This is a genomic window from Aliirhizobium sp. YIM B11859, assembly GCF_057163345.1.
On record NZ_JBXHAY010000007.1, the window covers coordinates 257,619 to 275,284 of the forward strand.

Below are 17,666 nucleotides of genomic sequence, written 5' to 3' on the forward strand. Positions count from 1 at the left end.
GCCGTCAGGGCAAATCCTCCACCGGAAGGGAAAGCGGGGTCCACATCCTCCGCCAGACCTTCGGAACGCCGAACGATCGGGCGGGCAGAATGCCTGACACCCACACCACCCATTATCACACTGCCCGCCTCCCCTTCGGAAACGGCCGTGACGGGATCGCCCGTCGCGGACGATCGTGCTGTCCTTTTCAAGGGAGACGACAATCATGCCGACGTAGAAAAGCATCGCCCCGAAAACCGTTCTGGTTTCCGGGGCGATGCCATGTCGGATGATCGTTTGGCGTTTAAGCCTTATTTGGACGACAACAGAAAATCATTGTCCTTGGCCGCAGCCTTGCCATCCACCGTTACCGTGCCGGCCTCGACCTTGATCTTGTGGGCCGTGCCCTCGATCGTGATCTCGGCTTCGAACCCGTCCCAGCCGGTCGGCAGCGACGGATCGACGGTGAGATGCGTGCCGTTGCGCTTGATGCCCAGAATGCCCTCGATCGCCGCGCGATAAAGCCAGCCGGCAGAACCCGTATACCAGGTCCAGCCGCCGCGGCCCTGATAGTCGCCGGCACCATAGATGTCGGCGGCCACCACATAGGGTTCGACCCGGTACTTGTCGGCCGCATCGCGGTCGAGCGAGTGGTTGATCGGGTTGATGAGCTGGAAGCATTTCCACGCATCGTCGCTGCGCTTCATCTTCGCCAGTGCCAGAACTACCCAGATCGACGCATGGGTATACTGGCCGCCGTTTTCGCGCACGCCCGGCGGATAGGACTTGATATAGCCCGGATCGCGGCGGGTCTTTTCGAATGGCGGGGTGAACAGGCGGATGATGCCTGTCTCCTCGTCCACCAGCTGGCTCATCACCGCATCCATCGCCTGGTCGCGACGGTCCATCCGGCCGTAGTCAGAGAGCACGCTCCACGACTGGCCAAGGGAATCGATGCGGCATTCGTCACTCTTGGCAGAACCGAGCGGCGAGCCGTCGTCGAAATAACCGCGGCGATAATAGGTGCCGTCCCAGCCGTCCGTTTCGAGCGCTTCCTTCAGCGTCTCGATATGTTTGCGCCAGCGATCCGCACGCTTCTTGTCCTTGCGCTCTTCGGCGTAGGGAATGAAGTCGCGAAGTGCTGCCGCCAGGAACCAGCCGAGCCATACGCTCATGCCGCGGCCGTTGACGCCGACGCGGTTCATGCCGTCGTTCCAGTCGCCGCCGAGCATCAACGGCAGGCCCATGTCGCCGGTCCGGTCGATCGCAAGATCGAGCGCACGCGCCGCATGTTCGTAAAGCGTACCGATCTCGTCGGTCACTTCCGGCTGGATGAAGGCGTCGTGCTTGGTCTTTTCGAGGATCGGGCCAGACAGGAACGGCAGCTTTTCCTCAAGCAGCGTTTCGTCGCCGGTCACCGACACATATTGGTTGATGCCATAGGCGAGCCAGACCACGTCGTCGGAGATCGTCGTGCGCACGCCCGAGCCGTTATGCGGCAGCCACCAATGCATCACGTCGCCTTCCTTGAACTGACGCGAGGCGGCATTGATGATTTGGCGGCGGGCAAGCGACGGTTCCTGAACCAGGAAGGCCAGCGTATCCTGCAACTGGTCGCGGAAGCCGAAGGCACCGGATGCCTGGTAGAAGGCGGAACGGGCCATGATGCGGCAGCCGAGTGCCTGATAGGGCAGCCAGTGGTTGACCATGTTGTTGAGCGCCTTGTCCGGCGTCGAGATTTTCACCCGACCGGTAAACTCGCTCCAGAAGGCGCGATTTTCCGCAAGCGCCCTGTCGAAATCGACAGTCTTCAGCTCGACCGCAAGTGCCGATGCCTCTTCCTGCGTCTTCGCATCACCGATGAAGAAGGTGACTTCCGTTTCCTCACCCGCGGCAAGCTCGATATCATAGGCAAGTGCCGCACACGGATCGCCATCGAGATCGAGCGAACCGCTGAGAGCAGAACCGGCCATCACCGCTGCCGGCATCTGCACCGAACCGAACCGGCCGATGAATTCGCGACGGCTGACGGTGAAGCCCGACGGCATCTCGCTCATGCCGAGGAAGGCATGGCGGGCAAAGTTGATGCTGAACGGGTTGGTGGCGATCAGCGAACCGGTCGCCTCGTCCCGCTTCGGCAGGATGAAGGGCACGGTGCGCTGCGGGTTGGAGCCGAGCAGCCACTCGACATAACCGTAAAGCTTCAGCTTGCGGGCGGAAGAACCGGAATTCTTCAGCTTGATGCGCGAGAACTTGGCATGACGGACACGATCGACCGTCTGCGTCACTTCCAGCGCAAGACCATCTTCCTCGCTCGAAAAGACCGAGTAGCCGAGACCGTGACGGGCCTCAAACATCACCTCCGGACGACGCGAAAGCGCGGCGAACGGCGTGTAGACCTTGGCCGTCTCGGCGTCAGTGACATAGAAACCTTCGCCCGGACGGTTGATGACGAGATCGTTGGTCCATGGCGTCAGCTGATAGTCGCGGGAATTTTCCGCCCAGGTGAAACCGCAGCCTTCGGCCGAAACGTGGAAGCCGAAATTGTCGTTGGAGATGACGTTGATCCACGGATGCGGCGTCGACTGGCCACCGGCAAGGTGAACCACATATTCGTTGCCCTCTTCCGAGAAGCCGCCGATGCCGTTCCAGAAATCGAGCCCTTCGGGAGCTTCGGCCTGAACCTCGGATCGGGCAAAGATCTCGCCATTGAGCAACGGACGGCGATCGGCCTCAATCTGCTGTTCCGTCGACGGCGCAAAGATCGTGCTGGTACGGTTCAGCTGGTCGGCCATCTGGCCGTTGCGGGCATGCAGAACGACGCGCGAAGCGGCGATCAGCCCGTCGGAGCCGGCATCTTCGAGCAAGTCACGGCGCAGCGTGAACACATGCGTACGCCCGCCTTCCTGACCCATGCGGGTCGCCATCTGCTCGATCGACTGCTGCATGTCCTGCGTGTCTTCGGCCGCCCGCTCGTTGAAGATGACGAGATCGGAGACGACACCGCGCGAACGCAGATATTGCTGCGCCAGGATCGCTTCCTTGGCGACAGGCAGGTCGGCCTCGTCATTGATCCGGAGCGTGAAGATCGGCAGGTCGCCCGAGACGGCCGACTTCCAAAGGCCGGATTGCGGCTGCGAACCCGACTGCAGCGTCTGCTGGTCGGCGCGCAACTGCATGTCCGGATAGACGAGATAACGGGCGAGATGCTGGAAGGCCGCCGCATCCTGCGAGGTGACGCCGAGATGGCGCATCTGCATCTGGGTGCGGGTCCAGGCCTGGGTCATCTCATTCTGGAAGGTTTCGACGTGGCGGTAATGTTCCACCGCCTTGTCAAGGTCCTCGCGCTTGGAAGCGGCGATCGTCCAGAAGATCACGCTGACCTTCTTGCCGGCCGGAACGCGAACAGTGCGGCGCAACGACAAAACCGGATCGAGCGTGAATCCGTCCGTGTTCGACAGCGTCGCACCCGGATCGAAGGCGGCAGCCTCAGACAGCGTACGGCCGCGGCCGAGGAACTTGCGGCGGTCGGTCTCATATTCGGTCGGACGCGACGAACCGGCATTGTCGGCGGCAAGATGCGCCACGAAGACGTCCGGATCGCTGTGTTCGCGCTTGTTGCGCCAGGCGCGGATCACGTCGCCGCGCTTGCCGATCTCGGTGTTGATGAACATGCGCGAGAACAGCGGATGGCCGTTATCGCCTTCGTCACCGGCAAGCACCGGCTCCATATAGGAGGTCACTTCGATGAAGCGGTCCTCGTCGCCCATGTTGAGCAGGGTGACGCGACGGCCTTCGGCATCATGTTCAGTGCCGACGATGACTTCCACGGTGCTGGTCAGCTCACCGACCGTCTTGTGGAACTCGGCCTTGTCGTCGCCGAACACCACCTTGGACTGCTCGCCTTCCGCACGTCGCGGTTCGGTCGTCGTCGACCACCAGTCGTTTGTTGCCGGGTCGCGCAGGAAGATGAACTGGCCCCAGCGGTCTTCGGTCGGATCGGGCTTCCAGCGGGACACCGAAAGGCCGTTCCAGCGGGCATAACCGGAACCGGTCGCCGTCATCATCAGCGAATAATGGCTGTTGGACAGGAGAACCAGTTCGCGGTCCTTGGTCGCCGGGTTGTTGATCGTGCGGATTTCCGGACGCAGCAGCTCGCCGCCGCCGGTACCCGGCTTTTCCTCGTGCTTGGCGCTCATGACAGGAATGTCGCGCGGTGCCTTTTCCTGCAGCAGCAGCTCGGCCGCCTCGATCAGCGGATCGGCATGGAAGAGTTCGCGCAGCAGGCCGTTCATGACGACGTTGGCAACGGCTGCAACCGACATGCCGTGATGGTGGGCATAATAGTTGTAGACGACGGCGCAGCGCTTGCCTTCCGGCACGCGGGTCGGGGTGAAATCGACGGCGTCATGGAAACCATAGATGCCGAGCGCACCGAGAGACCGCAGTTCGGCAAGGTTTTCGACAGCCGCGATCGGATCATACTGGCTGGCAAGGATCGAGGCGTAAGGCGCAATGACGGCATTCTGGCCGAGACCACGCTTCAGGCCAAGCGTCGGCACACCAAAGTTCGTGTACTGGTAATGCATCTGATGGTCGAGCGCGTTGAACGCGGCTTCCGAAATGCCCCATGGCGTGCCGAGACGGCGGCCGTGGTTCATCTGTTCCTTGACGATCAGGTTGTTGGTCTGGTTGAGGATACCGCCCTGACGCTCCTGCATGACGAGCGGCGGCATCAGATATTCGAACATCGAGCCCGACCAGGAAACCAGCGCACCACGCGCACCGATCGGCACGACATGGCGGCCGAGCTTGTACCAGTGCTCGTTGGGCAGGTCGCCCTTGGCGATGCCGAACAGGCTGGTCAGGCGCGCTTCCGAGGCGAGAAGGTCATAGCAGGCCTCGTCGACCTCGTTGCTTTCCACCCGGTAGCCGATCGACAGAAGGCGACGATCCTTGCGGAACAGGAACTTGAAATTCATGTCGAGCGAGATCTTGCGCGACTTGTCACGCAGCACGGCAAGACGATCGCGCAGGTCTTCGACATTGGCATTGTCGAGCGTCGTATCGGCGATATGCGCCTCGCAGACGGCAACCAGCGACGCCGCCCATTTGGTGACTTCCTCGCTCTGCGCCGACCGCAATTCGTGGTCGAGATTGGCCGAAAGCTTCTGGATATCGCGGGCAAGAACCGACAGGTTGATGATCCGGATCGAGGCGAATTCATGCTCGCGCTTGACGGCGGCCAACGCATTGGCAAAGCCGATAATCCGTTCTTCCAGACGACGGCGCAGCGGACGCACGGTCTTGCGGTCGTCGGGCAGTGCCTTCAGCGTTTCGCCGAGAATGCCGGCAACGTCGCCGATACCGTCGAGATTGCCCTGCAAATGCGCCGATGGCGCTTCCGCCCAGATGCGGCAGGCCGACGAAATCGCAATCAGATGGCCGGCAAAGTTGCCGCTATCGACCGACGAGACATAGCGCGGCATCAACGGCTTCATCGTGTCGATGTGATACCAGTTGAACATGTGGCCGCGGAACTTTTCCGCCTTTTCGACGGTAGCCAGCGTCTGTTCCAGCCGCTCCACCGTTTCGGCAAAGCTGATCCAGCCGAAATGGCGCGCCGAAATCGTCGACAGAAGATAGACGCCGATATTGGTCGGCGAGGTCCGCTTGGCGACGGACGGATTGGGCTTTTCCTGATAGTTGTCCGGCGGCAGGTAGCTATGTTCCGGCGTGACGAACATTTCGAAATAACGCCAGGTGCGGCGGGCGATCTTGCGCAGCTCGACCGCAACGTTTTCCGGCACGAACAGCTTGTCTTCCGTCTCGGCCGACTGGCTGACATACCAGGCAACCAGCGGCGAGAAGATCCACAGGATCGCAAACGGAATGCCAACGAGGAAGGCATTATCGCCCGGAATGGCGGCCAGAAGGATGCTGAGTACGGCGATGGCCGGCGCATGCCACATGGCGCGGTAATAATCGGTCGGGCTGCCCTGCGCGCTCGACTGGATCGAGGCAGCGGTCTTCCATTCCAGCATCAGCTTGCGGGAAACGAACAGGCGATAAAGCGAACGCGTGATCGCATCCGTCATGATGCAGGCGGAATCGGCAATGAACACGATCCGGAGCGCCACTTGCGCATTGGTTGAGCGCACATCCGACCAGACGGAATAGAAATGCGCCTTGGCGACATTGTCGCTGGACCGCGGCAGGAGATTGGTGAGCAACGAGATCGTCGGAGCGACGAACAGCGAGAAGATCAGCAGGATCTGCCAGATCAGCGCACCGAGCGGGTCCATCGAATACCAGCCGAGAACCGAAGCGAAGAACCAGGCGATCGGGGTCAGCGACCGGCGCAGGTTGTCGAGCATCTTCCAGCGGCCGAGCGCAGTCACACCCCGCTTGGCATCGAGAATGTAGGGCAGGAGCTGCCAGTCGCCACGCGCCCAGCGATGCTGGCGCGACACTTCGACTTCGTAACGGGTCGGGTAATCCTCGACCAGCTCGACATCGGTGACCAGCGCGCAGCGCGCGAAGGATCCTTCGAGAAGGTCATGGGACAGAACCGCGTTTTCCTCGATCCGGCCCTTCAGCGACGCCTCGAAGGCATCGACGTGATAAAGGCCCTTGCCGGTAAACGAACCTTCGGCGGTCAGATCCTGATAGACGTCGGAAACGGCAAAGACATAAGGGTCGAGACCGCGGCCGACCGAGAAGACGCGCTGGAAAACCGAGGCTTCCGTGCCGGTCGTGAGTGACGGGGTGACACGCGGCTGCATCAGGCCGTAACCCCGGATCACCTGATTGGTCGCAGGATCAAGAACCGGGCGGTTGATCGGATGGTGCATCTTGCCGACGAGTTTGGTCGCTGCATCACGGATGAGGCGGGTATCGGCATCGAGCGTCATCACATACTGGACATTCGCCGGCACCATGTTGGCGCCCTGCAGATAGGTCGTGTCGCGGTCGCCGCGCAGAAGCAGGTTCAGCTCGTGCAGCTTGCCGCGCTTGCGCTCCCAGCCCATCCAAACACCTTCGTTCGGATTGTAGAGCCGGCGGCGATGCAGCAGGTAGAAGCGATCGCCCTCGATGGCATTGACGGATTCACCCTTGTAACGGGCGTTGAGGGCCGCGACCTCGCGCTTGGCATAATCGAGAATTTCGAGATCGGCCTCGTCCTGCTCGGTCTTGGCATCGCGCCAGTCCGACAGCAGCGAGAAATACACCTCGCCCTTCGGGTTGGCGAGATAATGGACCTCGAGATTGCGGACGAGCTCATCCACCGTGTCGCGGTTGGAAATCAGGCAGGGCACGACGACCAGCGTCTTTGCCTCTTCCGGAATACCCTCCTTGAATTCGTAGCCGGTCAGACGTGCCGGTTTGGTGAAATAGGTGGCAACCGTGTTGAACAGGCCGGTCGCCCCTTCCGACGCCGGCAGCGCCAGCATCAAAAGAAGCAGGAAGACCACGGCGAGCGGGATCGCCGCCTGCACGAGGAAATAACCGGCAATCGCCATGGCGAGCACGGTAAGCAGGATGACCGGTGCTGCAATCGCAAGCCAGTTCAGCTTGCGATAGGCACGCACCGCCCGCTGCACGATCGGCGGCCTGTAACCGACGGCAGCCTCCAGCTCCTTGCGGTGACGCCCGACGATGAAGGCGCCGACATTGGTCTCGCGCACATCGGGATCCTTGGCCGCAGCCTCGGTCGAAAGCTTGATCGCCGCCTGGGTGACTTCCGCCTCGCTGCGCTTGGAAAGGCGCGCCAGCTTTTCGATCCGGTTGCGATAGGTGTTGCGCGAGCCGAAATCGAGCGCTTCGTAATCGGTATGTTCACGGAACAGCTTGTCGATCTGCGAAACGTCCTCGAACCAGACGCTCCATTCGGTATCGATGATCAGACGCAGGCTCTTGATGATATTGCCCATCGTCACGTTGCCCGACGAAAGACGGCTCTGTTCCGACTGGGTGACCGTCTCGACATCGGTGCCGGCGGCGGCAAGGCGCTGCTCGAGCCAGGCCGTCGCATAACCCGAAGCCTGCGAGGCATTGCGCAGCCGGTAGAGGAACTGCGCCGCAAACGTATTGTCGCGCGCAAAATTCTCGACGCCGGAAAGCACCTTCATGCCTTCGGTTTCGTCGTTCAACCGGATGATCTCGTCGGCAGTGTCGTTTGCCGCCTTGCGCATGTTGCGCGAGCGGTCGACGCGGGTGGCGATCCGGCGGAGATTTTCGATCAGCACGAAACGGATGAACGACGGCAGCGCCCAGAGTTCACCGATTTCGAGCGGTTCGTTTTCCTGGAAACCCTCGACCATGGCGGCCAGCGTCTCGCGGTTCACGCCTGAATGGGTGTGGGCGACATAAAGCCAGGCAAGAGCAAGGACGCGCGGGATCTTCTGCCCGTCGACGACGCGCTTCGGCAGCTGCTTGAAGAACTTTTTCGGGAAGTCGCGGCGGACTTCCTGGATCGCTTCCTCGACGATGTAATAATTGTCGAGCAGCCATTCGGCCGCCGGCGTGATCGAGGCCCCCGCATCGACATCGAGTGCGGCTGCCCGGTAGACGCGAAGGATTTCCTTCTCGTTATCCGAATGCTGCTGGAAGAACTCGAAGGGCATGATGCCCGGAAGCGTATTGATCTCACCGCGACCGAGCTGCAGGCCGCAGTCTCTCAGATCTTCTACCGTGAAATAGGTCGCGCGGATCGAATCATTATGATCGACCTGCTTGACGTCTTTTTCGCGCGAGGAGTCTGGCTTCGAAGTATCAGGGGACATGGACACGCTTCTGGCTAGAAAATTCGGGGTTTGTCGGCCAATTGCTCGGCCTACGCCGGAAAACCTGGCTGCCATTTGGGGAATGACGGCCGGATCCGGAGCAATCCGCGCGTTTGGAGATAGAGGCCGGCTTCAATATTGCAAACGAAACACATCAACTATCGCCAGCCGCAAATCGGATTGACACAGCGTAAACCATTAAATGCAGCAGCCTGAATAAAGGCTGAACGGATTCAAACGTTTGATTTTTTGAGGCAAAAGGTCGTCATTGGCGGGTCGGCAATCGGCTGCTATACCATCGCCTTCCGCTGACAAAACCACCGAAAGGCTTCAGGATGGCGCTCCGATTTTCAAACGACATGACCTCGAACGTCATGGCCGAGGTCGTCGCGATCCGCCGCCATCTGCATGAAAACCCGGAACTCGGCCTGTCGGAATTCAACACGTCGGACTTCATCGCGGAAAAGCTTGAGGAATACGGTTACGAGGTCACCCGCGGCCTGGCGAAAACCGGCATCGTCGCCACCCTGCACCACGGCACCGGCAACCGCTCGGTCGGCATCCGCGCCGATATCGACGCCCTGCCGATCACCGAGGAGACGGGCGCGGATTATGCCAGCAAGAACAAGGGCGTGATGCATGCCTGCGGCCATGACGGACACACCGCCATGCTGCTGGGCGCCGCCAAAATCCTCGCCGAACGGAAAAATTTCGATGGCACCATCCACCTGATCTTCCAGCCGGCCGAGGAAAACTTCGGCGGCGCCAAGATCATGATCGACGAAGGCCTGTTTACCCGCTTCCCTTGCGATGCCGTCTTCGGCCTGCACAATGATCCCGGCATGCCTTTCGGCAAGGTTTTTGTGAAGGACGGCCCGGTCATGGCCGCCGTCGACGAGTGCCGCATCACCGTCAACGGACGCGGCGGCCACGGCGCCGAACCGCAGGCGGCGTCCGACCCGATCGTCGCCGGAGCCAGCATCATCATGGCGCTGCAGACCGTCGTCTCGCGCAACGTCCACCCGCTCGATCAGGCGGTGGTCACCGTCGGCGCCTTTAATGCCGGCATTGCCAGCAATGTCATTCCCGAACGGGCCGAGATGGCGATCACCATCCGCTCCTTCGACCCGAAGGTCCGCGATCTCTTGGAAACCCGCATCCGAGGCATCGCCGAAGGACAAGCAGCAAGTTACGGCATGACGGTCACGGTCGACTACAGCCGCGGTTACGAGGCAACCGTCAACCACACGGCAGAAACGGATTTCGTCCGGGAACTGGCGAAAAAGGTGGTCGGCGCCGAAAATCTCGCCGAGATCGAACGCCCGATGATGGGCGCCGAGGATTTCGCCTATATGCTGCAGGAACGCCCGGGCAGCTATTTTTTCTTAGGCACGGCCAAGACGGATAACGACCCGTCGCTGCACCACCCGCGCTTCGACTTCAACGACGATGCCTTGCCGATCGGCACCAGCCTCTGGGTGGAACTGGCGGAAACCTATCTGCCGGTGAGGTAAAAGCCGAACCGGGACAAAGTTGCCGGTCGTCATGCTCGGACGTGTCCCGAGCATCTCTGCGACGTTGAAACTTGCGAAACGTGGTTGCATCCTCGGGACAGACCCGAGGATGACGAATTCATGCGGAGCAGGCTCGCCCCTAGGAAACTCAGAAAATCCCGAGTGTGATAGCGCCGACGAAAACAAAGGCGGCAACCGCAATAGCCAGATGCGTGGCGGACTGCCAGCTGGCCAATGGCGAGTGACGATGGGAAAACGATCGTGTCTGAACAGTCTGTCGCATGATCTTCCTCCGGTTTTATCTTGCTCACCATTCTTCGGGTGATGTCTGAATGCTACCTAATCCCTATCAACTTGGTAGAGATAAAGTTCCAAGCAGAACGACAGGATTGGAAAATCCTTTTCCGTTAATGCCTGTATTGTCGCGTTAACGGTTTATTATGCCCTCCGGTTCCAGCCGCGCCTTTTTGCCGCCTCAATCGGCAAATTTTTCCAGCGCCATCCGGAAGATGTCGGCATCGACATTGCCGCCGGAGCAGACCGCGATCACCGTCTCCCCCAAGGGCGCCCCTTGCACCTCGCCATGGAAAAGCGCCGCCGCAAGCGCCACCGCACCGCCGGGCTCGACCACGATCTTCAGCCGGCTGAAGGCAAGCGCCATCGCCCGCAGAGCCTCGTCCTCGGTGACGACAAGCCCGGCACCGCAGAGCCGCTTGATGATCGGGAAGGTGATGTCGCCCGGCTGCGGCGACAGGATCGCATCGCAAAGCGATCCCGAAAGCGCCGCATTGCGCTCGATCTTGCCCGACACGAGCGAGCGGGTCATGTCGTCGAAGTTTTCCGGCTCGCAGGGGTGGGCAAGGAAGCCCGGCGCACTGGCTTCCAACGCCAGAGCGATACCGGCAAGCAACCCGCCGCCGCTGACCGGCACCAGAACATCGGCCTTGTCGATACCGAGTGCTTTAGCCTGTTCGGCGATTTCGAGCCCGCTCGTGCCTTGGCCTGCGATCACCAGCGGTTCGTCGAACGGCTTGATCAGCGTCAGGTTGCGCTCGGCGGAAAGCCTTGCGCCGATCTCGTCGCGGCTTTCCGTCACCCGATCGTAAAGCACCACTTCGGCGCCATAGGCGCGGGTATTGGCGATCTTCAGCGCCGGTGCATCCGCCGGCATGATGATGACCGAGGGAATTCCGTGCATCCGGGCCGCAAGCGCCACGCCCTGCGCATGATTGCCCGACGAAAAGGCGATCACGCCCCGCGCCCGCACATCCGGCTCAAGCGCCGAAATCGCTGACCATGCGCCGCGGAACTTGAACGATCCCGTCTGCTGCAGGCATTCCGGCTTCACCAGGATTTTCCGCCCGGCGATCTCGTCGAGAAACGGAGAGGATAAAAGCGGCGTGACGCGGGCGTGGCCGTCGAGACGGGCTCGGGCGGCTTCGATCATGGCAATATCGGTCATGGAAATCCCAAAGCAGAGAGTTGATGGGAAAAGCCTATTATCGGTGCAGCGGCAGGTAAAGCGGCCGGCTTCGGGAACTTTGTCACCCTGTCAATTCCAGAGAGCGGCAACTCTCTTCACAGGCAGCGTCATCAGCCGGCCGCGCCGTTCGCCAGGGCGCCGATCCGCACCACCGCCTTGATTGGCAGGTGATCGGAAGCTAGCCGCGACAAAGGCGTATCATGGGTCTCGACCCGATCGATCAGGCCCGGACGATTGGCCATGATCCGGTCCAGCGCCAGAACCGGCAGCCGTGATGGAAAACTCGGCACCGCGGACGGCAGGCCGAACACGGTGGAAAGCGTATTGAGCGACGACCGGTCGCCGAGCCGCCATTCGTTGAGGTCGCCCATCAGCACGGTCGGCTGCTCTTCGCGAGCGCGCAGGATATCGAGGATCATCCGCGCCTGCTGATGCCGCGACCGGTTGAGCAGCCCGAGATGGGCCGCGATCACCCGGAACGTGCCGCCATCCTTGAGCTCGAGCTCGGTCAGCAGCGCACCGCGCGGCTCAAGCCCTGGAAGCTTCAATTGATGCACGTCGCGCACCGCGCCTTCACGGAAGAACACCACATTGCCGTGCCAGCCATGCGCCTTGGCAACACCCGAGACAGGCACCGGGCAAAGCCCCGTCTCCCTTTCCATCCAGGCGAGATCGAGCAGACCGCGCCGCTCGCCGAACCGGGTATCCGCCTCCTGCAGGGCGATGATGTCGGCACCGATCTCGCGGATCACCTGGGCGATCCGCCCCGGATCAAACCTGCCATCCACCCCGACGCATTTGTGGACATTGTAGGAGGCAACGAGAATGCCGGCGGACGGATCATGCGGGGAATGAACGCCTACACCCCGCGTCTTGCGGGCTCGGATCGAGGCAAGGATGCTGGCGGGAAGATTGGCGCGCTTTTCATGCATCATGGTTCATTCTTAAAAATCGTTTGGACCGGCGCCATCGGACGCCGCAAGTCTAAAGATAGGGTGACGCCAGCCACAGAACCCGTTCAAGAAACCGTTTGGCAAACGGCCTGGACCTGAGCCCATGCAGCGTCACCTCCTCTGCAGAGGAAATGGAAAGATCGATCCTTCGTTCCAGCGCTCGCGCAAACGAACGGTCGAGAACTTCCATATCGACCTCGAAATTCAGCCGCAGCGAGCGCGGATCGATATTGGATGACCCGACATAGGACCAGCATCCGTCGATCGCCATCAACTTGGAATGGTTGAAGGCGCCGGACGCCCGCCAGATGCGGCAATAATTCTTCAGCATCTGGTCGAACTGCGCCGTCATGGCGAGATCGACAAGCTTCAGGTTGTTGGCGCTCGGCACGACGATATCGACCTCGACGCCGCGCCTTGCTGCCGTGATCAGCGCCGTGATCAGCTCGCGGTCGGGCAGGAAATAGGGAGAGGCGATCCTGATCGACGACCGGGCGACGGAAAACGCCCCCATCAGCATCTTGTGGTTCGTCTCAACGCTGCGGTCGGGACCGGACGAAACGGCCCTGACGATCACCGGAGAACCGGCATCCGCATCGGGTGCGGGCACTTTCCACGCCTCGCTCTCCAGCCGCTCGCCGGTTGAAAACTGCCAGTCGGCCGCCGAGACCGCCAGAAGATCGGCAACCACCGGCCCCGTGACCCTGAAATGCGTGTCGAAGGCGCAGTCGTCACCGCTGAATTCCTTCGAAAAAGCCTCGCGGATATTCATGCCGCCGGTAAAGGCGATCGCTCCGTCGATCACCATGATCTTGCGGTGGGTGCGAAGGTTCGCATAGGGCAGGCGCAGGCCGGAAATGACATTGCCGTTGAACACGTCGACGGTAACGCCGCCCTCCTGCAGCATGCCGAGCACGCTCGGCACCGAATAACGGGCGCCGACCGCATCGATCAGCACCCGCACCTCGACGCCGCGTTTGGCGGCAGCACTCAGGGCGTCGATGAACCGCCGGCCGATCCGGTCGCGGTCGAAAATATAGGTCTCGAGCAGCAGGGAACGCTGCGCCGTGCCGATCGCGTCCAGCATCGCGCCATAGGCATCGTCGCCATTGTCATAGGCGGTAATGCCGTTGCCGGTCGTCAGGTGATGGCGGGTGACGCGGTCGCCGAGCGTCTTCATCGCCCGGAAACGATAACCGAAATCGGCGATCACCTGATCGTCGGTAGCGTCATAGGAGGCGAGTTCGGCCCGCTCGGCACCGGCCAGCATCGAGCGCCGGTCGCCGATGACGGTGCGGCGGATGCGGTTGACGCCGGCGATCATGTAAAGTGCTGCACCGACGATCGGCGACAGGATGACGACACCGACCCAGCCGACCGCCGAGCGCACTTCCTCCTTGGTCATCGTCGCATGGATGGCGGCAGACGCCCCGGCCACAATCGAGATGATGAACAGGATGTGTGGCCAGTAGGCGTCTATGAGTGCGATCATGGCGTCCAATATAGGGACGCCATGACACTAGGCAATCGTGCCTCAGCGGACTTGAGCGAGAGACCCGCGCATACGGTTTACGCCGTCAGCTGCGCGGCAAATTTTTCCAGCCCAGCCTCGACCTTGTCGAACATCGTGTCGATCTGTTCGCCGGTGATGATCATCGGCGGGCAAAACGCGATGCTGTCGCCGATCGCCCGGCTGATCACACCTTCTTCCGTCAACAGCGCCGCAAGCTTGGGACCGAGCTGGCCCGCTGCAACACCCTCTCGCGGCGCAAGCTCGAAGGCGCCGATGAGGCCGAGACCGCGCGTCTCGACGACCAGCGGGTTTTCACCGATCGTCTTCAGTCGTCCGATGAATTTCGGGCTCTGCGCCCGGACATTGCCGACCAGATCGCGCTCTTCGATGATGGCGATGTTTTCCAGCGCCACGGCGGCTGCGACCGGATGGCCGGCAGCCGTCACGCCATGACCGAACGTACCGATCTTCGCCGATTCATCCGCCAGCGGCTGGTAGACGTTTTCGTTGATCAGAAGCGCCGAAATCGGCTGGTAGGACGAGGAAATCTGCTTCGACAGGGTGATCATGTCGGGCTGCAGATTGAACGTCGTCGTGCCGAACATTTCGCCGGTACGGCCGAAACCGCAGATCACCTCGTCGGCAATGAACAGCACGTCGTATTTCTTCAAAACCTTCTGGATCGCCTCCCAGTAACCGGCCGGCGGCACGATCACGCCGCCCGCACCCATCACCGGCTCGCCGATAAAGGCGCCGACAGTATCGGGACCTTCCTTCAGGATCAGGTCTTCGAGGTCCCTGGCACAACGCTCGACGAACTGCGCTTCCGTTTCGCCTTCCGTCTTGAACACCCGGTAATGCGGGCAGCTTGTATGCAGCACCCGCGCCAGCGGCAGGTCGAACGAACGATGGTTGTTCGGCAGGCCGGTGAGGCTCGCCGAGGCGATCGTCACGCCATGATATCCCTTGATGCGCGAGATGATCTTTTTCTTGTCCGGCTTGCCGAGCGCGTTCGACCGGTACCAGACGATCTTCATCGCCGTATCGTTGGCTTCCGATCCCGAATTGGTGAAATAGGCCTTCGACATCGGCACCGGCGCCATCTGGATCAGCTTTTCGGCAAGCTCGACCGAGGGGCTGTGGGTGCGGGCGGTGAACGTGTGGTAATAGGGAAGCTTCGCCATCTGCTTGGCCGCAGCCTCGACCAGCCGGCTTTCGCCGAAGCCGACGCCGACGCTCCACAGGCCCGCCATGCCCTCGATATATTGCTTGCCGGCATTGTCATAGACATAGATGCCTTCGCCGCGCTCGATCACCAGCGCCCCGTCGCGCTCCAGCGCGCGGGCATTGGTGTAGGAGTGCAGATGATAGGCCTTGTCGCGGGCTTCGATGGAATTGGGCTGGATGGTCACTGCAAATCTCCTCTCGCAGTAAAAGCGAATGGAGATTTCATAGGAGGAATTGCGAAGGTTGCACAGTGCCAAAAACAGAGTTGGACGGCGCCAGTCGGTGAAAATAATTGACAGGCGCCATCAATTTTTCTGGTAGGATTATTTCGTCGTCATCGCCGCGATCGGCGGCTCTGCGGAGGCCGGGATCGGGCTCTTGTAGTCCTGCCCCTTGCGGCGGCGCTTCAGATCAGCCCATGCGGCCTCACGCAGCTGTTCGCTCTCGAATGCCGCAAGACCGGTTGCCGCCATCGCCTTGGCGACAGACAGCATGCCCTTGTGCGCAAGCGGGCTCTGGCCCTGCGCCACCACCTGCCAGGTGTGCAACTGCGTGCCGATCGCAAGCGTCGCACCATAAGCCTGTACGGTCGGCACCACCCAGCTGACATCGCCGACATCGGTGGACCCGCCCATCTGGCGCAATTCAGTATGCGCCGGCAGCACGAAATCGGCGAGCGGCACGTCGCGCGGTTCCAGTCGTTCCTGCGCCCAGCTGGCGGCAATATCGTCCGGCGACAGCGTGGCGCGGATCTCTTCGGCAAAGGCGACATCGGCGGCATCGAAGGCCGGCGCACCCATGCTGTCCCAGATATCCTGCATGACATCCATCAGCGGCGTGTTGACGACAAGGTTCGAGACACCGGCAAGCGTGGTGCTTTCAACCGTGGTTTCGGTCATCAAAGCCGCACCCTCGGCCACCTTCTTCACCCGCTCGATCAGCGCGAAAAGCCCCGGCAATTCCGGCGCGCGAATGACGTAGCGCACCTTGGCATGTGCCTGCACGACGTTCGGCGAAATCCCGCCGGCATCGAGAATGGCATAGTGGATGCGGCAATCGGACGGCATATGCTCGCGCATATAATTGACACCGACACTCATCAGCTCGACGGCATCGAGCGCGCTGCGCCCGAGTTCCGGCACGGCAGCGGCATGGGCGGAACGTCCGGTAAAGGTGAAATCGACGCGGCAATTGGCAAGCGAGGTCTCGCGCTGCACGCCTGCAAAATTGCTCGGATGCCAGCTGATGGCGATATCGACGTCGGAAAACGCACCATCGCGCACCATGAAGGCTTTGGCGGCACCACCCTCTTCCGCCGGGCAGCCATAATAGCGAACACGACCCGGCATGCCGGTTTCTTCCAGCCAGTCCTTCAGCGCGGTGGCGGCAAGCAGCGATGCGGAACCAAGCAGGTTGTGGCCGCAGCCGTGACCGTTGGCACCCGCCATCAACGGGTCATGCCGGGTGGCGCCTGCCTTCTGGCTGAGGCCAGCAAGCGCATCATATTCGCCGAGAACGGCAATTACCGGCCCGCCTTCACCGGCCTCGCCCATGACCGCTGTCGGAATGCCGGCAACGGCATCGGTGATGCGGAACCCCTGGGCCTCCAGCATCTCGCGATGCGCTGCCGCCGACTGCGTTTCCATGTAACAGGTCTCGGGCGTCTCCCACACCCGGTCCGAAAGCTCGATGAAGACCTCGCCCTTGCGATCGACCAGGTCCCAGACGAGGGGAAGGTTGGAATTGCCTGAACTCATGAAACACGTGCCTTGAATAATTGATGGAGACGGGTCGAATTCCTATTCCTTTCACGGGCGAGCGCAATGAAAATTGCAACGAATTAAGGCGACGCACACCAATTGGGCAGGATTGCCCCACTTGTGATCGACGGGTGAATCTTACCGTCTCGACAACCGATCGAGAATCGCTATTCTCGCGCGCCACGGGAATGCGGACACGCTAGGCGCGAACTGCTTGACCGTAAAACAAATATGGAGTGAATGAGGAAGGGCCGGGTATGACGTCCTGCATCAGGCGCCGGAAGCGAAAATTTCTTCCTCTGTCGACTGGCTGACACGACAACCTGGCATAGTCCTGCAAATTCACCCGCTTACGGGGATCGACATACGACCGGCACGTTATCGAATGCCGGTCAGGAGGTGAGTTAGACAGGACTTGGCCAAAAGGATGCGGCAAAACGCATCAAAAATC

Annotated in this window: 7 protein-coding genes; 1 reads left to right on the forward strand and 6 read right to left on the reverse strand. The window is 61.2% G+C overall.

What is annotated here, in order from left to right:
* Nucleotides 1-290: 290 nt before the first annotated feature.
* Nucleotides 291-8,765, reverse strand: a complete 8,475-nt coding sequence (locus AC2GXZ_RS24685) for a glycoside hydrolase family 94 protein (protein WP_483761864.1) — start codon at nt 8,763-8,765, stop codon at nt 291-293.
* Nucleotides 8,766-9,124: 359 nt separating this feature from the next.
* Between AC2GXZ_RS24685 and AC2GXZ_RS24690 the strand changes: the two genes are divergently transcribed.
* The gene (locus AC2GXZ_RS24690; protein ID WP_483761865.1) at nt 9,125-10,279 is read left to right on the forward strand and encodes a M20 aminoacylase family protein; all 1,155 of its coding nucleotides are present in this window, start codon (nt 9,125-9,127) and stop codon (nt 10,277-10,279) included.
* A 475-nt stretch (nt 10,280-10,754) separates the two neighbouring features.
* Here the strand turns inward: AC2GXZ_RS24690 and AC2GXZ_RS24695 are convergent, their stop codons facing one another.
* The 5 genes from AC2GXZ_RS24695 to AC2GXZ_RS24715 all read right to left on the reverse strand — a co-directional run bounded on the left by AC2GXZ_RS24695 (nt 10,755) and on the right by AC2GXZ_RS24715 (nt 17,212).
* On the reverse strand, nt 10,755-11,741 hold the full coding sequence (locus AC2GXZ_RS24695; RefSeq protein ID WP_483761866.1) for a threonine ammonia-lyase: 987 nt from the start codon (nt 11,739-11,741) through the stop codon (nt 10,755-10,757).
* A gap of 131 nt (nt 11,742-11,872) precedes the next feature.
* Complete coding sequence (locus AC2GXZ_RS24700) at nt 11,873-12,694, reverse strand: endonuclease/exonuclease/phosphatase family protein (protein WP_483761977.1); 822 nt, start codon at nt 12,692-12,694, stop codon at nt 11,873-11,875.
* A gap of 52 nt (nt 12,695-12,746) precedes the next feature.
* Nucleotides 12,747-14,207 carry a cardiolipin synthase gene (gene cls, locus AC2GXZ_RS24705; RefSeq protein ID WP_483761867.1) on the reverse strand — a complete coding sequence of 487 codons (1,461 nt, stop codon included), beginning with the start codon at nt 14,205-14,207 and terminating at the stop codon, nt 12,747-12,749.
* Nucleotides 14,208-14,284: 77 nt separating this feature from the next.
* Complete coding sequence (locus tag AC2GXZ_RS24710) at nt 14,285-15,640, reverse strand: aspartate aminotransferase family protein (protein ID WP_483761868.1); 1,356 nt, start codon at nt 15,638-15,640, stop codon at nt 14,285-14,287.
* 138 nt (nt 15,641-15,778) lie between these two features.
* The gene (locus tag AC2GXZ_RS24715; RefSeq protein ID WP_483761869.1) at nt 15,779-17,212 is read right to left on the reverse strand and encodes a M20 family metallopeptidase; all 1,434 of its coding nucleotides are present in this window, start codon (nt 17,210-17,212) and stop codon (nt 15,779-15,781) included.
* Nucleotides 17,213-17,666: the final 454 nt, after the last annotated feature.

Coding starts and splice junctions, on each gene's coding strand:
- AC2GXZ_RS24700 (WP_483761977.1), bottom strand. CDS start 12,694: ATGCATGAAAAGCGCGCCAATCTTCCCGCCAGCATCCTTGCCTCGATC.
- AC2GXZ_RS24695 (WP_483761866.1), bottom strand. CDS start 11,741: ATGACCGATATTGCCATGATCGAAGCCGCCCGAGCCCGTCTCGACGGC.
- cls (WP_483761867.1), bottom strand. CDS start 14,207: ATGATCGCACTCATAGACGCCTACTGGCCACACATCCTGTTCATCATC.
- AC2GXZ_RS24685 (WP_483761864.1), bottom strand. CDS start 8,765: ATGTCCCCTGATACTTCGAAGCCAGACTCCTCGCGCGAAAAAGACGTC.
- AC2GXZ_RS24715 (WP_483761869.1), bottom strand. CDS start 17,212: ATGAGTTCAGGCAATTCCAACCTTCCCCTCGTCTGGGACCTGGTCGAT.
- AC2GXZ_RS24690 (WP_483761865.1), top strand. CDS start 9,125: ATGACCTCGAACGTCATGGCCGAGGTCGTCGCGATCCGCCGCCATCTG.